The sequence below is a fragment of the Streptomyces shenzhenensis genome (genome assembly GCF_003688995.1).
GTDB classification, from domain to species: domain Bacteria; phylum Actinomycetota; class Actinomycetes; order Streptomycetales; family Streptomycetaceae; genus Streptomyces; species Streptomyces shenzhenensis_A.
On the sequence record NZ_PENI01000010.1, the window covers coordinates 189,129 to 205,315 of the forward strand.

Here is a 16,187-nt window from a genome sequence, read left to right on the forward strand (position 1 = left end):
CTCAGGCGCGCCTCCTGCGCCACGGGGTCAGGGCGTACTGGAGGGCCACCAGCAGCGCGTCCGCGACCACGGCGAGCAGGATCGTGAGGACCACGCCCACGATCACCGGAGTGGGGAAGTTGCGCTGGAAGCCGTCGGTGAAGAGCTGGCCGAGGCCGCCGTCCCCGATGTAGGTGGCGACGGACACGAGGGAGATCGACATGACGGTCGCGATCCGGACGCCCGCCATGATCACGGGCAGCGCGAGCGGCAGCTCGACGGTGAGGAGGGTGCGCAGCGGGCGGGTGCCCATCGCCTTCGCGGCCTCCTTCGTCCGCGCCGGGACCGAGTCGAGGCCCTCGACGGTGTTCCGCAGCAGGACGACCAGGGTGTAGATCGTCAGGCCGATGACGGTCGTGGTGCGGGTCAGGCCGCTGACCGGCAGCAGCAGGACGAAGACCGCGATCGACGGGATCGTGAACAGGACGTTGGAGAGGCCGAGCAGGAGGCCGCGCAGCGGGCGGATCCGGTGCGCGACCACGGCCAGCGGGAGGGAGATGACCAGGCCGAGCAGGACGGCGGTCAGGGCGGCCTGGAGGTGGGAGAGGGTGAGCGTGGTGAGGTCGTCGGTGTGGTCGCCCAGCCATGACCAGTCGATGGTCATGCGGCACGCTCCGCCGGGCCGGTGACGGCGGGCGCGGTGACGGCGGGCGCGGGGCCGGCGGCGACGTGCGCGGCGCCCGCGTGGTCGTGGATCAGCTCGCGGGAGGTGACGCCGGTGACGGCGCCGTCCGCGGTCACGCGTGCCACCAGACCGCCGGGCGAGGCGATCGACTCGTTGAGCGCGGACAGCAGCGAGTCCGTGTCGCGCAGGGCGCGGACGGGCAGCAGCGGGGCGTCGCCGGCCGGGCCGTCGTGGTGCCGCGCGTCGGCGTCGAGCCAGCCCAGCGGCGCTCCCGCGGCCGTGGTGACCAGCCGCCAGCGGGCGCCGGTGCCGGCCGGCGGCACGGCTTCGTCGGCGCGCAGCGTCTCGGCCGGCGTCTGCGGAATCTCGGCGAGGGAGGTCAGCGACAGGAGCTTCAGTCCGCGTTCCGCGCCCAGGAAGTCGGCCACGAAGTCGTCGGCGGGCCGGGCGAGGAGTTCCGCGGGCGGGGCGCACTGGACGAGATGGCCGCCGGTGCGGAACACCGCGATCTGGTCGCCGAGCCGCACCGCCTCGTCGATGTCGTGGGTCACGAAGACGATGGTCTTGCTCAACTCCTTCTGCAGGCGCAGGAGTTCGTCCTGCAACTGGGTGCGGACCACCGGGTCGACCGCGCCGAACGGCTCGTCCATGAGGAGCACGGGCGGGTCGGCGGCCAGGGCGCGGGCGACCCCGACGCGCTGCTGCTGGCCGCCGGAGAGCTGGTGCGGGTACCGCTTGGCGGCGTCGGGGGCGAGGCCGACGGTCTCCAGCAGTTCGGCGGCGCGGGCCCGGGCCCGCTTGCGGCCCTGGCCGAGCAGCAGCGGCACGGTGGCGATGTTGTCGAGCACCGTGCGGTGCGGGAAGAGGCCGGCCTGCTGGATGACGTAGCCGATGGAACGGCGCAGCTCGGCCGCGTCCTGCCGGGTCACGTCACGGCCGGCCACGCGCACGGTGCCGGAGGTCGGTTCGACCATCCGGTTGATCATCCGCAGGGTGGTGGTCTTGCCGCAGCCGGAGGACCCGACCAGGACGGTGACGCCGCCCTCCGGCATCTCCAGGGTGAGGTCGTGGACCGCGGTCGTGCCGTTGGGGAAGCGTTTGTGCACCGCGTCGAACTGGATCATGAGATGTCCCTTGCCCGGCTGTATAACGTCATGCAGAGTTCTTGGTGTCTGAATAGGTTGTCAATGCTCCGGCGTTAATCCGCGGTAACGGATGACCGAAACGCGCGATCGAATGTCCTAGTGTGAGGGAGTCTGAGCTTTATGTCGTCTCGGATCGTGGACACACCGGGTTCCGTGCACAACGGACTGGTGATCCTCGACGGGGTCGGCCTCCGCGTCGAGGACGTCGTACGCCTCGCCGACGGGACCGCGCGGCCGGTCCCCGGGACCGACGCGATGCGGCGCACGGAGGAGTCCTGGAACGCCGCCCGGAAGATCGCCGCCACCGGCCGCGTCTACGGCCGCTCCACCGGCGTGGGCGCCAACCGCGGCGAGGACGTGCCCACCGAGGCCGCCGCCGGACACGGCCTGCGCCTGCTGCGCAGCCACGCCGGCGCCATCGGCGACGAACTACCGGCCCGGCAGGTACGGGCGATGCTCGCCGTCCGCGCCAACCAGCTGCTGGCCGGCGGCGCCGGACTGCGGCCGGGCGTCGTCACCGCCCTGTGCGAGGCGCTGGAGAACGGCGCGCACCCGGTCGTCAACGAGTTCGGCTCGGTCGGCACGGGCGACATCGCGGCACTCGCCCAGGTCGGGCTCGCGCTGACCGGCGAGCACCCCTGGCGGGGACCGGGCGCCCCGGCCCCGCAGGCCCTCGACAACAATGACGCCCTCGCCCTGATCAGCAGCAACGCGCTCACCCTCGGGCAGTCCGCGCTGGCCCTGCACGAACTGCGCGGCCTCGTCGCCGCCACCCAGGTCGTCGCGGCGCTCTCGCTGCTCGCGGTCGACGGCTCGCACGAGGCCTACGCCGCCCCCGTGCACGCCGCCCGGCCGCACCGCGGCAGCGTCGAGGTCGCCCGCCGGATGCGGCAGCTGATCGGGGCGGCCGACCGGCCGACACCACCGCTCGGCCGCATCCAGGACCCGTACGGCTTCCGCTGCCTGCCCCAGATACACGGGCCCGCGCACGACGCGGCCGACGCGCTGGAGGCGGTCCTCGCCGTCGAGATCAACGCCGCCGCCGAGAACCCGCTCATCTCGCCCGAGGACCTCGCCGCCTACCATCACGGCGGCTTCTACCAGGCCCAACTCGCCCTCGCCCTGGACCACTTCAGGCTGGCCCTCACCCAGGTCGCCCGGCTGTCCACGTCCCGGCTCTCCACCCTCAACGAACCCGCCTACACCCGGCTGCGCCCCTTCCTCGCCGACCCCGAACCGGCCTCCTCCGGAGTGATGATCCTGGAGTACGCCGCCGGGGCCGCCCTCGGTGACCTGCGGGCCTGCTCCGCGCCCGCGTCGCTCGGCCACGCTGTACTCTCCCGAGGCGTCGAGGAACAGGCCAGCTTCGCCTCGCTCGCCGCGCGCCAGACGCTGCGCGCCTGCCGTGCGTACCGTCTGGTGGTGGGCTGCGAACTCGTCGCCGCCGTACGGGCGCTGCGCCAGCGCGACCTCCGGCCCGACCCGGAGCTTCCGGTGGGCCGGGCGCTGGCGCTCGCCGAGTCGGTGCTCGACGAGGACCCGGCCGACCGGCCGCTCACGGACGATGTGACGGCGGCGGCCGAGCTGCTCGACCGGTTGACGGACATCTGGAGGGGGAGCACGTGATGAACGTGACCGACAGCCCTGCGACCCGCCTGCAGGCGCTCTTCGAGGGGCACCGGCTCACGCCGACCCAGCGGCGCATCGCGCACAGCATGGTGCGGCGGGCCGCCGACGTGCCGTTCCTGTCCAGCGTGGAGCTGGCCGAACTGGCCGGGGTCAGCCAGCCGTCCGTGACCCGGTTCGCGGTCGCCCTCGGCTTCGACGGCTACCCGGCCCTGCGCAGACACCTGCGGGACGTCGTGCCCGCCGAACCCGCCCCGGACGCGGCCTCCTACAACGAGTACCAGCAGGCCGTCGAGGCCGAGATCGAGAACCTGCGGCATCTGGCGGAGGTCCTCGCCGACCCGCGGCCGGTGCGCAAGGCGGGCCGCATCCTGGCCGCCTCCCGGCCGCTGCCGGTGCTCGGACTGCGCGCCGCCGCCTCGCAGGCGTACGGCTTCTCCTACTTCGCCGCCAAGGTGCACCCGGACGTCCGGCTGCTCGACGAGGGCGGCACCATGATCCAAGACCGGGTCGACGCGGCCGTCCGGGCGGGTGCGAGCGCGCTGCTGTGCTTCGCCCTGCCACGGCATCCGCGCGAGGTCGTGGAAACCCTGGCGTACGCCAAGGACGCCGGGCTGACCGTGGTCACCGTCGCCGACTCGGCGTTCGCGCCCGTCGCCCGCCACTCCGACCTGCTGCTGCCCGCCGCCGTCGGCACGGGGCTCGCCTTCGACACCGCGTGCGCGCCGATGCTGCTGGGGCGGGTGCTGCTGGAGGCGATGTGCGACGACCTGCCGGACGCCCAGGCGAGGCTGGAGGAGTTCGACACGAACGCCGCCGCACGCGGGCTGTTCGTGGAGTGACCCGCCGCTCTCAGACTTGTCTCACGTTGTCCCGTTAGCGTGCCCGTGCGCAGGCGCTCGAAGGAGCCGGGAGACGGGAGGCCGGACGTGGCACGCGGAGGACAGGGGCTGGCCCGGGTGGCCGTCGTGGTGCGGGCCGGGGCGGCACCGCTGTGGTGGCTCGGGGTGTTCGCGGCCGGCATCGGCGTGCTGGTGCCTGGTGTGACCGGGCGCCGGATCGGTGTGCTCGACGGGGCCGCGCTGTTCCTCGTCGGCGCCGCCGTCGTGGCGTACACCCGGCGCCGGCGCTACACGGCCCTCGCCACCGGTGCGGCCCGCGCGGGCAAGCACGATGTGCTCCAGGACCGGGCGGTGACGATCCGCAACTGGCGCCGAGGAAACCGCTGGTGGCTGCTGCTCGCCTTCCTCGTCGCGCTCGGCAGCTCGTTCGCCGTGCCCGCGGCCGGCGGCATGCTGCTGGCCGGTACCGGCACCGGGCTGCGGCTCAAGGCCGCCTGGCTCGGACGGCGCGAGCGGGCCGGGGACGCGCTGCTGTGGGTGCGGGTCGACTGGCTCGACCGGCGCGGCGGACGCCCGGCGGGCAGGGCGGTCAAGGCGTATCGCGGCACGGGCATCGCGGCGGGCGACGCGGCCCCGGGCGGGGCGCGCCGCCGCACCGCGGCACTCGTCTGACCTGACCTGACCTGATCTGGCTCGGTCCGGCCTCGTCTCAGACCTCCAGGTCCTGCTCGATCCTCTTCAGCTGGTGCCGGGCCATCGCGAGGTTGGCCCGGCCGGAGTCCAGGACCAGATACAGGAACAGACCGTTGCCGCCCCGTCCCTTGAGCAGCCGGATCAGGTGGTACTGGTTGGTCAGCGTGATCAGGACGTCCTCGATCTCGCTCTTCAGGCCGAGGTGTTCCATGGTGCGCATCTTGGCCCGGATGACATCGGTGTTGCCGGCGGCGGCCACGTTCAGGTCGAAGGTCTTGCTGCCGCCCATCGTGCCCAGCGCCATCCCGCTGGTGTAGTCGACGAGCGCGACGCCGGTGGCGCCCTCTATGGAGGTGAGCGCCTCTTTCAGCGCGGCCTCGGTGTTGGCCATGGCGGTGGTTCCTTTCGTCAGCTGTCGGTTGCGGTACGCGTGTCGGTCATGGCGGTGCCCTGGGCGCGCGGGGTTCCGGTGCGTGGCGCGGCGGTACGGCCCACCGCCGGTTTCCCGGCCCGCTCCGCCGCGGCGCTCCCGCTCTCCGCGGTGTCGACCAGCTCGCCGATCCGCGCGGCGGCCCGGCGGCCCTCCAGATGCAGCCGGCCGACGTTGACCCGGTCCTGGGCGAGCAGCGTGAGGACCGCCGTGCGGCCCGCCGCATAGGTGGCGACATATCCGCCGGAACCGCGGACGAGCAGTTCCCGCAGCTCGCCCTGGCCGGTCGCGTCGGCGAGCCGCACGGCGACACCGAGCGCGGCGGCCGTGAGCGCGGCCAGCCCCTCCGGGTCGACGCCCGGGGTGTCCTGGGCGACGACGAGACCGTCGACGCCGGCCGCGAGGGCGCCGGTGAGCTGGGGGACGCGGGTACGCAGCCGGCGCAGCTCGTCGAGGATGTCCGACTCGGCCGCCATCAGGTGTCTCCTCTCGGCGGGACGGTGCCGTTCAAAGGGCCTCCAGCGCATCCCTGAGCCTCTTCAGCAGCGCGATCTCGGGGTCGGTGACCTCGGGGGCGGACGGGGGAGCGGCGGCGGTCGACGGGCCCGGCGACACCAGCCCGGCCGCCGCCAGCCGTCGCACGTCCACCAGGGTGTGGAACGCGTGTCTGCCCAGCTCGCGGGCGATCTGAGGGGCCGTGCGGACGCCGTCCACGCGGTCCAGCACCGCCCGCCTGCGCGGTGTGACCGGCGGGGCGGCGAGGGGGTCGGCCCGGATCAGCGGCGCCCCGTCGACGGCCGGGTCGGGCCAGAGGCGGTGCAGCAGCCGGCGGCGGCGCAGCGTCTCCCGCTCCAGGGCTTTCACGGGGACCGGACGCAGCGGTCCTGGCCGGGCCACGGCCTCGTAGCGGAAGCGGCCGGGCGCGCCGCTGGGCGCCAGCGTGAAGTACCCGGCGTCGTACAGCGCGCCCAGATGGCACAGCTCCAGCGCGCCCGCGGCCAGCAGGCCGGCGTCGAGCAGCAGCCGGACGGCGCCCGGCGGGTCGCCGGGCCGGTCCGCGGCCTGCCGCCAGACGGCCTCGTCGAGGGTGCCCCGCGCGGTGAGGAGCACGTCGAGGCCGGGGGCACAGGGGCTCTCCGCGTGGATCACCCGGCCCTCGTGCAGAACGAGCGTGCCGTGCTCGCGCACGAGGACCCCGGTGGCCCGCTCCTCGGCGAGCCGGGTCAGCATCGGGGAGAGGGCGCCGTGGGCCCGTTCCCCCGCGAGCGCCCCGTCCCGCACGGGCAGCGGCGGTGGCGGTGGCGGTGTGGCGACCATGGTCATTCCAGCACCAGCCGCCCGGCCATCTCGCCGAGCCGGATGCGGGCGAGCGCGAGGTTGCCGTCCTCGCGGGCCAGCCACAGGTGCAGGAAGACGGTGCTGTCGAACGGCGTGGCCACGAACCGCAGCAGGTGGTAGCTGTCCCGGTTGCTGACGATCAGGTCCTCGACCGGGGGGCGTTCGCCGCCGGGGTCGTCGGCGGCGGCGAACGCCCCGTGCTCGGCGGCCAGCCGGGCCAGTTCGGCGGCCTCCGCCGCGGAGGTCTCGTGGTCCTCGCCGGGGGCCTCCCCGACGGTGCCCAGGGCCAGCCCGCTCGTCCAGTCGACCAGCGCGGCGCCCCGGGCACCGGGCAGTCGCATGGCTTCCAGCAGGCACTCGTCGATTCCGGGCACCGTGGCTCCCCTCCCCCTGGGACTCCGGTTGAGTGACGGCGACACTACGCAATGTGTGCGGGAGGGGTGAGGTTTCTGGCATTTTCCATGGGAACATGCCGCCGATGACCTAGGGTGGGTCGACTGTGGTGCGCCGCAAGCCCGTTGGCCGGGTGCGCTCGGGGGTGCGTCAGGGCTGCTCGGGCGCCCGGAGGGTGGTGAGCGCGGAGGCGTGCGAACCTCCCGACTCGGCCACGATCTCCTCGATCGTCTGCGGCGCCCGCACCGTCGCGAAGGCCACCCCGCCCGTGCCGTCCGGCGCGAAGCCGTACACCCCGGGCCGGGCCAGCGAGTTGTACCCGTAGTGGTGGGCGAAATAGTAGGCGCCCGTGTCCAGCGCCGCCGCGTAGTCCCCCTGGTCCAGCGGCGGCAGCGCGCACCCCTCGGCCAGCAGGTCGCCGGAGAAGCAGGCCGGGCCCGCCACGTCCTGCACCACCTCGGGCCCGGCCTTGGGCCGCCCCTTCGCGTCGTACGCGGCGATCCTGAGCGGCCACGCCGCCGGTGCGTACACCGTCCGCGTCGCCACCTGCACGCCCGCGTGGGTCACCGCGACCCGCCGCCCGCCGGCGCTCTTGGCGTACTCCACCCGCGCCACCACGGTGCCGTGCTTGGCCAGCAGCGACCGACCGAACTCGGTCACCAGCCCGTACCGCCCGTCGAACAGCCCCGGCACGGCCTCCCGCAGCACGCGCGCGTACCGCGCATGGGTCGGCGACGTCGCGTCCGACGCGAAGTTCACCGGCAGCCCGCCGCCGATGTCGAGCGTGTCGATCTGCCGCCGCCCGGCGCGCTCGTTGATCTCCTCGGCGAGCGCGTACGTCTCCGCCGCGCCCCGTGCCAGCAGCGTCAGCGGGATGCCCTGCGAGCCGGTGTGCGCATGCAGCCGGGTCAGCCACGGCCGGTCAAGGAACGCCCGTACGACCCACTCGCGCGCGCCCTCGTCGCGCAGCGCCACCCCGAACTTGGAGGTCGCCGTCGCCGTCGAGGTGGCCCCGATGGAACCCCCGCCGATCTGCGGATTGACCCGGATGCCCAGCGGGGAGCGGGTGGGCGCCGACCGCACCAGGCCGTCGATGCGGTCCAGTTCCTGCGGGTTGTCCGCGTTGACCGCGATCCCCAGGGCCAGCGCCTCGCGCAGCTCGGCCGGCGTCTTGGCGGGCGAGTCGAGCACGGTGCGCCGCGGCGGCACCCCGGCCGCCCGTGCCAGCGCCAGCTCGCCCGGGCTGGCCACCTCCGCGCCGATGCCCTCGCCGTCCAGCAGCCGCAGGACCGCCACCAGCGGGGTCGCCTTCACGGCGAAGGCATGCAGCACCGGCGTGCCCGGTGCCACCACCGCGTCGAACGCGGCCCGCAGCGCCGCCGCCGAGTCCCGGATGCCGGTGACGTCCAGCAGTCCGACGACGGGTGCCATGGGCCCGAGCAGCCCCTGCTCCACGGCGGCCCGCACCGCCTGGTCGCGCCGGGCGCCCCGCCCGGCGTCGTCGCCCCGCCCTTCGTCCCCGTGTGCCCCGTCCGTGCGCTTGTCCTCGCCGGTGTCCATGGCGCCCCCCGTCCGGTCGTTGCCTGAGCCCATGCATCCAGCCAAACATCCATGACGCGTCCACGAGCCCTCCGCCTCCGTATTGACTAGCTCTATTCATGGCGCCAGGATGTGAATAACCGCAGTAACAAGCCGCAGGAACCCACCGGGAGCAATCCATTAGGAGGCAGACCATGTCAGGACAACGCCCGCCCGTCTCCCGCCACCACCCTCAAACGAGGCCCTCCGGGCCGCCCCCTGGTGGAGTACGAGCCCCGCGCGGTACGGAACTGAGCGCCCTGGGATGGCAGCAGGAGGCCGCCCTGCGGATGCTGCAGAACAACCTGGACCCCGAGGTCGCCGAACACCCCGACAAGCTCGTCGTCTACGGCGGCACCGGCAAGGCCGCCCGCGACTGGCGCTCCTTCGACGCCATGGTCCGTACCCTGGGCACCCTCAAGCAGGACGAGACCATGCTGGTCCAGTCCGGCCGCCCGGTCGGCGTGATGCAGACCCACGAGTGGGCCCCGCGCGTCCTGATCGCCAACTCCAACCTCGTCGGCGACTGGGCCACCTGGGAGGAGTTCCGCCGCCTGGAGGCCCTCGGCCTGACCATGTACGGCCAGATGACGGCCGGCTCCTGGATCTACATCGGCACCCAGGGCATCCTCCAGGGCACCTACGAGACCTTCGCCGCGGTCGCCGCGAAGAAGTTCGGCGGCACCCTCGCCGGGACGATCACCCTGACCGCGGGGCTCGGCGGCATGGGCGGCGCCCAGCCGCTCGCCGTCACCATGAACGACGGTGTCGCCCTCTGCATCGACTGCGACCCGCGCGCCATCGAGCGACGCATCGAGCACCGCTACCTCGACGTCAGGGCCGACTCCGTCGACCACGCCCTCCAGCTGGCCGTCGAGGCGCGCGCCGCCCGCCGCCCGCTGTCCATCGGCGTGCTCGGCAACGCGGCCGACCTGGTCCCGCAGCTGCTCGCGATGAACGCCCCGATCGACATCGTCACCGACCAGACCTCCGCCCACGACCCGCTGTCGTACCTGCCGGTCGGCGTCGCGTTCGAGGACATGGCCTCCGCCGCCGCCAAGGACCCGGCCGGCTTCACCATCCGCGCCCGTGAGTCCATGGCCCGGCACGTCGAGGCCATGGTCGGCTTCCTGGACGCCGGCGCGGAGGTCTTCGACTACGGCAACTCGATCCGCGGCGAGGCCCAACTGGCCGGATACGAGCGGGCGTTCGCCTTCCCCGGCTTCGTCCCCGCCTATATCCGCCCGCTGTTCTGCGAGGGCAAGGGCCCCTTCCGCTGGGCGGCCCTGTCGGGCGAGGCGGCCGACATCGCCAAGACCGACAAGGCGATCCTGGAGCTGTTCCCGGAGAACGAGTCCCTGGCGCGCTGGATCAAGCTGGCCGGTGAGCGGGTCCACTTCCAGGGCCTGCCCGCCCGCATCTGCTGGCTCGGCTACGGCGAGCGCGACAGGGCAGGCGAGCGCTTCAACGACATGGTGGCGTCCGGCGAGCTGGCGGCCCCCCTCGTCATCGGCCGCGACCACCTCGACTGCGGCTCCGTCGCCTCCCCGTACCGCGAGACCGAGGCCATGCTCGACGGCTCCGACGCGATCGCCGACTGGCCGCTGCTGAACGCCATGGTCAATGTGGCCTCCGGCGCCTCCTGGGTCTCCATCCACCACGGCGGCGGCGTCGGCATGGGCCGCTCCCTCCACGCCGGCCAGGTGACGGTCGCCGACGGCACGAAGCTCGCCGGCGAGAAGATCCGCCGCGTGCTCACCAACGACCCGGGCATGGGCGTCATCCGGCACGTGGACGCCGGGTACGACATCGCGGACTCGGTGGCCACCGAGCGCGGGGTGCGCGTGCCGATGCGTGAGGGTGACGACGCGTGAGCCAGGAACCGGGCGGGCAGGGCGGCTCTCCGGTGGGGGCCGGGGCCGCGCCGCCGGCCACAGGTTCGGTGTGCCCCGGCGGTGCCGCCGGCCACCACGTGCCCTCCTTCCACGAGATGTGGACCGACCTGCTGCCCATCGGCCGGCACCCCGACTCGGGCGGCTACCGGCGCTCCGCCTGGACCGGGCCCGACGCCGAGTGCCGGGCCTGGTTCCGGGAGCAGGCCGAGCGGCGCGGGCTCGCGTACGAGACCGACCGGAACGGCAACCAGTGGGCCTGGCTGGGGGACCCGGCCGCGGGGGACGCCGTGGTCACCGGGTCACACCTCGACTCCGTACCCGACGGCGGGGCCTTCGACGGGCCCCTCGGCGTGGTGTCCGCGTTCGCCGCTCTCGACGAACTGCGCGGCAGGGGCGTGCAGTTCGGCCGGCCCCTCGCCGTCGTGAACTTCGGCGACGAGGAGGGCGCCCGGTTCGGGCTCGCCTGTGTCGGCTCCCGGCTCACCGCCGGGGCGCTCACCGTCGAGCAGGCGCACCGGCTGACCGACGCCGACGGCGTCACGCTGCCCCGGGCCATGGCCGCCGCCGGACACGACCCCGACGCCATCGGGCCGGACCCGGAGCGGCTCGCCCGCATCGGCGCGTTCGTCGAACTCCACGTCGAGCAGGGCCGGGCGCTGGACCTGTCCGGCGACCCGGTCGGCATCGCCAGTGCCATCTGGCCGCACGGGCGGTGGCGGCTCGACTTCCGTGGTGAGGCCAACCACGCCGGCACCACCCGGCTCGCGGACCGGCGCGACCCGATGCTGCCGTACGCCGAGACCGTGCTCGCCGCCCGCCGCGAGGCACGGCTGGCCGGTGCCGTCGCGACCTTCGGCAAGATCGCCGTCGAGCCGAACGGGGTCAACGCCATCCCCTCACTGGTGCGCGGCTGGCTCGACGCCCGCGCCGCCGACCAGACGGCCCTCGACACGGTCGTCACGGGCGTGGAGAAGGCCGCGCGGGAGCACGCCGCCGCCCACGGCGTCGATCTCGACGTCGTCCGCGAGTCCTTCACGCCCGTCGTCGAGTTCGACCACGCCCTGCGCGACGAGCTCGCCCGCATCCTCGGGACGGACACCGAGCTGAAGGTGCCCGTCCTGGGGACCGGTGCCGGACACGACGCGGGAATCCTCTCCGGGCGCGTCCCGACCGCCATGCTGTTCGTGCGCAACCCCACCGGGGTCTCGCACTCCCCGGCCGAGTTCGCCGCCGAGGACGACTGCGCGGCCGGGGTGACCGCGCTCGCCGACGTACTGGAAGGGCTGGCCCGCAGGTGACGCCGACACAGCAACCACCCACCTCGCCCACCCGGACGTACTGGCTGGAGCACGCCTGGCTCGGCGCCCACGTCGAGCCGGGGGTGGCCGTGGATGTACGGGATGGCCGGATCGCGGCCGTCCGCACCGGTACCCCGGCCCCGCCGCCCGGCGCCGAGATCCTGCGCGGTCTCACGCTCCCCGGGCTGGCCAACGCCCACAGCCACGCCTTCCACCGCGCTCTGCGCGGCACCGTCCAGGTCGGTTCCGGCACCTTCTGGACCTGGCGCGAGGTCATGTACTCGTTCGCCGACAGGCTGACCCCGGACAGCTACCACGCGCTGGCCCGTGCCGTGTACGCGGAGATGGCGCTGGCGGGCGTCACGGCGGTCGGCGAGTTCCACTACGTGCACCACGCGCCCGGCGGCACCCCCTACGCCGACCCGAACGCCATGGGCGAGGCGCTCATCGACGCCGCCGCCGAAGCCGGTGTCCGCATCACCCTCCTCGACACCTGTTACCTCTCCGCCGGCTTCGGCAGCCCGCCCGACACCCACCAGCGCCGCTTCTCCGACGGCACCGCCGAGGCCTGGGCCGCACGCTGTTCAGTTCTCAAGGAGCGGGATCACGCACGGATCGGGGCGGCCGTCCACTCCGTACGGGCCGTGCCCGCCGGGCAGCTGGCGACGGTGGCGCGGTGGGCGCAGGAGCGGCGGGCCCCGCTCCATGTGCACCTGTCCGAGCAGACCGCCGAGAACGAGGCCTGCCTGGAGACGCACGGCTGCACCCCCACCCGGCTCCTCGCCGACCACGGTGTCCTCGGCCCGCGCACCACCGGCGTGCACAACACCCACGTCACCGCCGACGACATCGCCCTGCTCGGCGGCTCCGGCACCGGCACCTGCATGTGCCCGACGACCGAGCGGGACCTGGCGGACGGCATCGGCCCCGCGGTGGCCCTGCAACGCGCGGGCTCCCCGCTCAGCCTCGGCTCCGACAGCCACGCCGTCATCGACCTGCTCGAAGAGGCGCGCGCCATGGAGCTGAACGAGCGCCTGCGCACCCGCGCCCGGGGCCACTGGACGGCCGCCGCCCTGCTGCGGGCCGCCACCGCCGACGGCCACGCCGCCCTCGGCTGGGACGAGGCGGGCACCATCGCGGCCGGCGCGCTCGCCGACCTCACGACGATCGCGCTCGACTCGGTCAGGACGGCCGGGCCGCTGCCCAGGCTCGGCGCCGAGACCGCCGTATTCGCCGCGAGCGCGGCGGACGTGCGGCACACGGTCGTGGCGGGCCGGCACGTCGTGCGCGACGGGGCGCACACGCTCGTCCCCGATGTCCCGCGGGCGCTGGCGGCAGCGGTCGAAGCCCTGCGCGCCTGACGCCCCCGACCAGCCCGCCCACCGAGAAGGACGCCATGAGCAGCACCGCCATCACCGACATCGCCACGCTGGTCACCAACGATCCCTCCCTCGGACAGGGGTCCCCCCTCGGTCTGATCCAGGACGCGGCCGTCGTCATCGAGGACGACCGGGTCGTCTGGACCGGTGAATCCAGCAAAGCACCCGCCACTGACAATCGGGTCGACGCCGGCGGCCGGACGGTGCTGCCGGGCTTCGTCGACTCCCACTCGCACCTGGTCTTCGCGGGCGACCGCACCGCCGAGTTCAACGCCCGCATGTCCGGCCGCCCCTACCACGCGGGCGGCATCCGGACCACGGTGGCGGCCACCCGCGCCGCGTCGGACGGGGAACTGGAAGCGAACCTCACCCGTTATCTGTCCGAGGCGCTGCGCCAGGGCACGACCACGTTCGAGACGAAGTCCGGGTACGGCCTGACGGTCGCCGACGAGGCGCGGGCGCTGCGCATCGCCGCCGCCCACACCGACGAGGTCACCTACCTCGGCGCGCACATCGTGTCCCCGGACTACGCCGACGACCCCGCCGGGTACGTCGCCCTGGTCACCGGCGAGATGCTCGACGCCTGTGCGCCGTACGCCCGTTGGATCGACGTCTTCTGCGAGAAGGGCGCCTTCGACGGCGACCAGGCCCGGGCGATCCTCACGGCCGGCAAGGCGAAGGGCCTGCACCCCCGCGTCCACGCCAACCAGCTCTCCCACGGCCCCGGTGTGCAACTGGCGGTCGAACTGGACGCGGCGAGCGCCGACCACTGCACCCACCTCACGGCCGCGGACATCGACGCCCTCGCGAGCGGCCGCACCGTCGCGACGCTGCTGCCCGGCGCCGAGTTCTCCACGCGCGCCCAGTGGCCGGACGCCCGCCGGCTGCTGGACGCGGGCGTCACCGTCGCGCTGTCGACGGACTGCAACCCCGGCTCGTCCTTCACGTCCTCCGTGGCCTTCTGCATCGCACTGGCCGTGCGGGACATGGGCATGACGCCGGACGAGGCGGTCTGGTCGGCCACGGCGGGCGGTGCCGCGGCCCTGCGCCGCACCGACATCGGCCGCCTCGCCCCCGGCGCGTACGCCGATCTGACCCTCCTGGACGCCCCGAGCCACGTACACCTGGCCTACCGGCCGGGCGTGCCCCTGGTGACCGGCGTCTGGCGCCGAGGCACCCGGATCCTGTGACCCGGACCACCGCCTCCGGCGCCCACACCCGGACCCGCCCGGCCCCGTCAGCCGGCCTTCGCTTGCCTCCGCTCGGCCGGGGAGCGGGTTCTGTGGTCGGGGTGGGGGCGTGCGGTGGCTCGGTCAGGCGCGCGTCCGGTGCTCCCGCGCTAGCGTCGCAGTCGCCTCTGGGCGCGCCCTGTGCCCTCGCACCCGGGCCTGCCCCGCCTCGTCAGCCGCTCCCTGGTCGTCGGTGTTGGGCGGTGGGGCGGGTGTTGTGGTCGGGGTGGGGGCGCGCGGTGGCTCGGTCAGGTGCGTGTCCGGTGCTCCCGCGCTAGCGTCGCAGTCGCCTCTGAGCGCGCCCTGTGCCTTCGTCCCCGGGCCCGCCCGGCATCGTCAGCCGGTCTCCGTTCGTCGGCGTGGGCCGTGGAGCGGGTTCTGTGGTCGGGGTGCGGGTGGGTGGTGGCTCGGTCAGGTGCGCGTCCGATGCTGTCGCGCTCGCGTCGTCGCTGCTGTCCCGGCCCGACCGACGCCGCCCTCTGAGCGCGCCCTGTGCCTTCGTCCCCGGGCCCGCCCGGCATCGTCAGCCGGTCTCCGTTCGTCGGCGTGGGGCCGTGGAGCCGGTTCTGCGGTCGGGGTGCGGTCAGGTGCGTGTTCGATGCCGTCGTGCTCGCGGCGTCGTCGCTGCCCCGGCCCGGTCGGCGCCGGCCTGGGTGCGCCCTGTGTCGCCGCGCGCCCAGGCCGGCTGACGTACCGGGAGGCTCATTCCTCCAGAGTCAGGCCCTTGCGCAGCCGTACCAACGTCCGTGACAGCAGCCGGGACACATGCATCTGTGAGATGCCGAGTTCGTCGCCGATCTCCGACTGGGTCAGGCCGGCCACGAAGCGCAGGGAGAGGATCTTCCGGTCCCGTGGCGGGAGTTCGGCGATCAGCGGCTTCAACGACTCGACGTACTCGATGCCTTCGAGCCCGTGGTCCTCGTAGCCGATGCGGGCCGCGAGCGCGCCCTCGGCGTCGTCCTCCTCGGGCTGGGCGTCCAGCGAGGAGGCGGTGTACGCGTTCGAGGCCGCCATGCCCTCGACCACCTCGTCGTTCGAGATGCCGAGCCGCTCCGCGAGCTCGGCCACCGTCGGCGCCCGGTCCAGCTGCTGGGCCAGTTCGTCGCCCGCCTTGGCCAGGTCGAGGCGCAGCTCCTGCAGCCGGCGCGGCACGCGCACGGACCACGAGGTGTCCCGGAAGAAACGCTTGATCTCGCCGATGATGGTCGGCATCGCGAAGGTCGGGAACTCGACACCGCGGGAGAGCTCGAAGCGGTCGATCGCCTTGATCAGGCCGATCGTGCCGACCTGGATGATGTCCTCCATCGGCTCGCTGCGGGTGCGGAAGCGGGAGGCGGCGAACTTGACGAGCGCGAGGTTGAGTTCGACGAGGGTGTTGCGGACGTACGCGAATTCGTGGGTGCCTTCCTCCAGCGACTCCAGCCGCTCGAAGAGGGTCTTGGACAGGGCCCGTGCGTCGACGGGTCCGACCTCGTCGTACGGGGGGATCTCGGGAAGCCCCGCGATGGGATCCAGCTGTTCCGGTGGGAGTGTCGACGTCGCGGTGGGGGTATGCGATGCGTCGAGCCGGGGTGACATGGTGTCCTCCATCGTTCTCGGCATTTGGCTGCCGAAGCCATGCGTGCACTGCGGTGTGCGGCGCCTCCAAAGCCGGCCGTGTCGGTTTGTGTGTCCTTA

Annotated in this window: 15 protein-coding genes; 7 read left to right on the plus strand and 8 right to left on the minus strand. The window is 73.8% G+C overall.

From position 1 onward, the window contains the following. Position 1: 1 nt before the first annotated feature. Together CTZ28_RS18275 and CTZ28_RS18280 are read right to left on the minus strand one after the other, a co-directional pair. Entirely contained in the window at positions 2-643 is a 642-nt protein-coding gene (locus CTZ28_RS18275; protein WP_121890491.1) for an ABC transporter permease, read from the minus strand. Next, entirely contained in the window at positions 640-1,788 is a 1,149-nt protein-coding gene (locus CTZ28_RS18280; RefSeq protein WP_121890492.1) for an ABC transporter ATP-binding protein, read from the minus strand. Before CTZ28_RS18280 ends, CTZ28_RS18275 begins: the two co-directional genes overlap by 4 nt. A gap of 141 nt (positions 1,789-1,929) precedes the next feature. Here CTZ28_RS18280 and CTZ28_RS18285 point away from each other — a divergent pair, with 141 nt between their 5' ends. The 3 genes from CTZ28_RS18285 (at position 1,930) to CTZ28_RS18295 (ending at position 4,949) form a co-directional block, all read left to right on the plus strand. Further along, the gene (locus tag CTZ28_RS18285) at positions 1,930-3,435 is read left to right on the plus strand and encodes an aromatic amino acid ammonia-lyase (protein ID WP_121890493.1); all 1,506 of its coding nucleotides are present in this window, start codon (positions 1,930-1,932) and stop codon (positions 3,433-3,435) included. Next, positions 3,435-4,277, plus strand: a complete 843-nt coding sequence (locus tag CTZ28_RS18290) for a MurR/RpiR family transcriptional regulator (RefSeq protein ID WP_183154453.1) — start codon at positions 3,435-3,437, stop codon at positions 4,275-4,277. The genes CTZ28_RS18285 and CTZ28_RS18290 overlap by 1 nt, the downstream gene beginning before the upstream one ends. 87 nt (positions 4,278-4,364) lie before the next feature. Continuing rightward, a complete protein-coding gene (locus CTZ28_RS18295; protein ID WP_121890495.1) occupies positions 4,365-4,949 on the plus strand; it encodes a hypothetical protein in 585 nt (194 codons plus the stop codon). A gap of 37 nt (positions 4,950-4,986) precedes the next feature. Here CTZ28_RS18295 and CTZ28_RS18300 read toward each other — a convergent pair whose 3' ends face one another. From CTZ28_RS18300 to CTZ28_RS18320, 5 genes are all read right to left on the minus strand, one after another. Beyond that, complete coding sequence (locus tag CTZ28_RS18300) at positions 4,987-5,361, minus strand: roadblock/LC7 domain-containing protein (protein ID WP_121890496.1); 375 nt, start codon at positions 5,359-5,361, stop codon at positions 4,987-4,989. 17 nt (positions 5,362-5,378) lie between these two features. Then, positions 5,379-5,876 carry a roadblock/LC7 domain-containing protein gene (locus tag CTZ28_RS18305; protein WP_121890497.1) on the minus strand — a complete coding sequence of 166 codons (498 nt, stop codon included), beginning with the start codon at positions 5,874-5,876 and terminating at the stop codon, positions 5,379-5,381. A 31-nt stretch (positions 5,877-5,907) separates the two neighbouring features. Further along, positions 5,908-6,723: a transcriptional regulator gene (locus tag CTZ28_RS18310; RefSeq protein WP_121890498.1), complete on the minus strand. Its 816-nt coding sequence runs from the start codon at positions 6,721-6,723 to the stop codon at positions 5,908-5,910. Continuing rightward, positions 6,720-7,112, minus strand: a complete 393-nt coding sequence (locus CTZ28_RS18315; RefSeq protein WP_121890499.1) for a hypothetical protein — start codon at positions 7,110-7,112, stop codon at positions 6,720-6,722. Before CTZ28_RS18315 ends, CTZ28_RS18310 begins: the two co-directional genes overlap by 4 nt. A 169-nt stretch (positions 7,113-7,281) precedes the next feature. Then, positions 7,282-8,724, minus strand: coding sequence for a type III PLP-dependent enzyme domain-containing protein (locus tag CTZ28_RS18320; RefSeq protein ID WP_121890500.1), 1,443 nt, complete (start codon positions 8,722-8,724; stop codon positions 7,282-7,284). A 140-nt stretch (positions 8,725-8,864) separates the two neighbouring features. On the opposite strand from CTZ28_RS18320, the gene hutU reads away from it, so the two are divergent. The 4 genes from hutU to hutI all read left to right on the plus strand — a co-directional run bounded on the left by hutU (position 8,865) and on the right by hutI (position 14,471). Continuing rightward, positions 8,865-10,583, plus strand: a complete 1,719-nt coding sequence (gene hutU / locus CTZ28_RS18325; protein WP_121890501.1) for a urocanate hydratase — start codon at positions 8,865-8,867, stop codon at positions 10,581-10,583. A 116-nt stretch (positions 10,584-10,699) separates the two neighbouring features. Then, a complete protein-coding gene (locus tag CTZ28_RS18330; protein ID WP_121890606.1) occupies positions 10,700-11,902 on the plus strand; it encodes an allantoate amidohydrolase in 1,203 nt (400 codons plus the stop codon). Next, positions 11,899-13,263 (plus strand): formimidoylglutamate deiminase, encoded by a 1,365-nt coding sequence (locus CTZ28_RS18335; protein WP_121890502.1) that lies wholly within the window; start codon positions 11,899-11,901, stop codon positions 13,261-13,263. The genes CTZ28_RS18330 and CTZ28_RS18335 overlap by 4 nt, the downstream gene beginning before the upstream one ends. A gap of 35 nt (positions 13,264-13,298) precedes the next feature. After that, on the plus strand, positions 13,299-14,471 hold the full coding sequence (gene hutI / locus CTZ28_RS18340; protein ID WP_121890503.1) for an imidazolonepropionase: 1,173 nt from the start codon (positions 13,299-13,301) through the stop codon (positions 14,469-14,471). 741 nt (positions 14,472-15,212) lie between these two features. Here hutI and CTZ28_RS18345 read toward each other — a convergent pair. Continuing rightward, positions 15,213-16,100 carry an RNA polymerase sigma factor SigF gene (locus CTZ28_RS18345; protein WP_121890504.1) on the minus strand — a complete coding sequence of 296 codons (888 nt, stop codon included), beginning with the start codon at positions 16,098-16,100 and terminating at the stop codon, positions 15,213-15,215. Between the last annotated feature and the right edge of the window lie 87 nt (positions 16,101-16,187).

Coding starts and splice junctions, on each gene's coding strand:
- CTZ28_RS18310 (WP_121890498.1), bottom strand. CDS start 6,723: ATGACCATGGTCGCCACACCGCCACCGCCACCGCCGCTGCCCGTGCGG.
- CTZ28_RS18305 (WP_121890497.1), bottom strand. CDS start 5,876: ATGGCGGCCGAGTCGGACATCCTCGACGAGCTGCGCCGGCTGCGTACC.
- hutU (WP_121890501.1), top strand. CDS start 8,865: ATGTCAGGACAACGCCCGCCCGTCTCCCGCCACCACCCTCAAACGAGG.
- CTZ28_RS18280 (WP_121890492.1), bottom strand. CDS start 1,788: ATGATCCAGTTCGACGCGGTGCACAAACGCTTCCCCAACGGCACGACC.
- CTZ28_RS18300 (WP_121890496.1), bottom strand. CDS start 5,361: ATGGCCAACACCGAGGCCGCGCTGAAAGAGGCGCTCACCTCCATAGAG.
- CTZ28_RS18320 (WP_121890500.1), bottom strand. CDS start 8,724: ATGGGCTCAGGCAACGACCGGACGGGGGGCGCCATGGACACCGGCGAG.
- CTZ28_RS18290 (WP_183154453.1), top strand. CDS start 3,435: ATGAACGTGACCGACAGCCCTGCGACCCGCCTGCAGGCGCTCTTCGAG.
- CTZ28_RS18285 (WP_121890493.1), top strand. CDS start 1,930: ATGTCGTCTCGGATCGTGGACACACCGGGTTCCGTGCACAACGGACTG.
- CTZ28_RS18275 (WP_121890491.1), bottom strand. CDS start 643: ATGACCATCGACTGGTCATGGCTGGGCGACCACACCGACGACCTCACC.
- CTZ28_RS18330 (WP_121890606.1), top strand. CDS start 10,700: ATGTGGACCGACCTGCTGCCCATCGGCCGGCACCCCGACTCGGGCGGC.
- hutI (WP_121890503.1), top strand. CDS start 13,299: ATGAGCAGCACCGCCATCACCGACATCGCCACGCTGGTCACCAACGAT.
- CTZ28_RS18345 (WP_121890504.1), bottom strand. CDS start 16,100: ATGGAGGACACCATGTCACCCCGGCTCGACGCATCGCATACCCCCACC.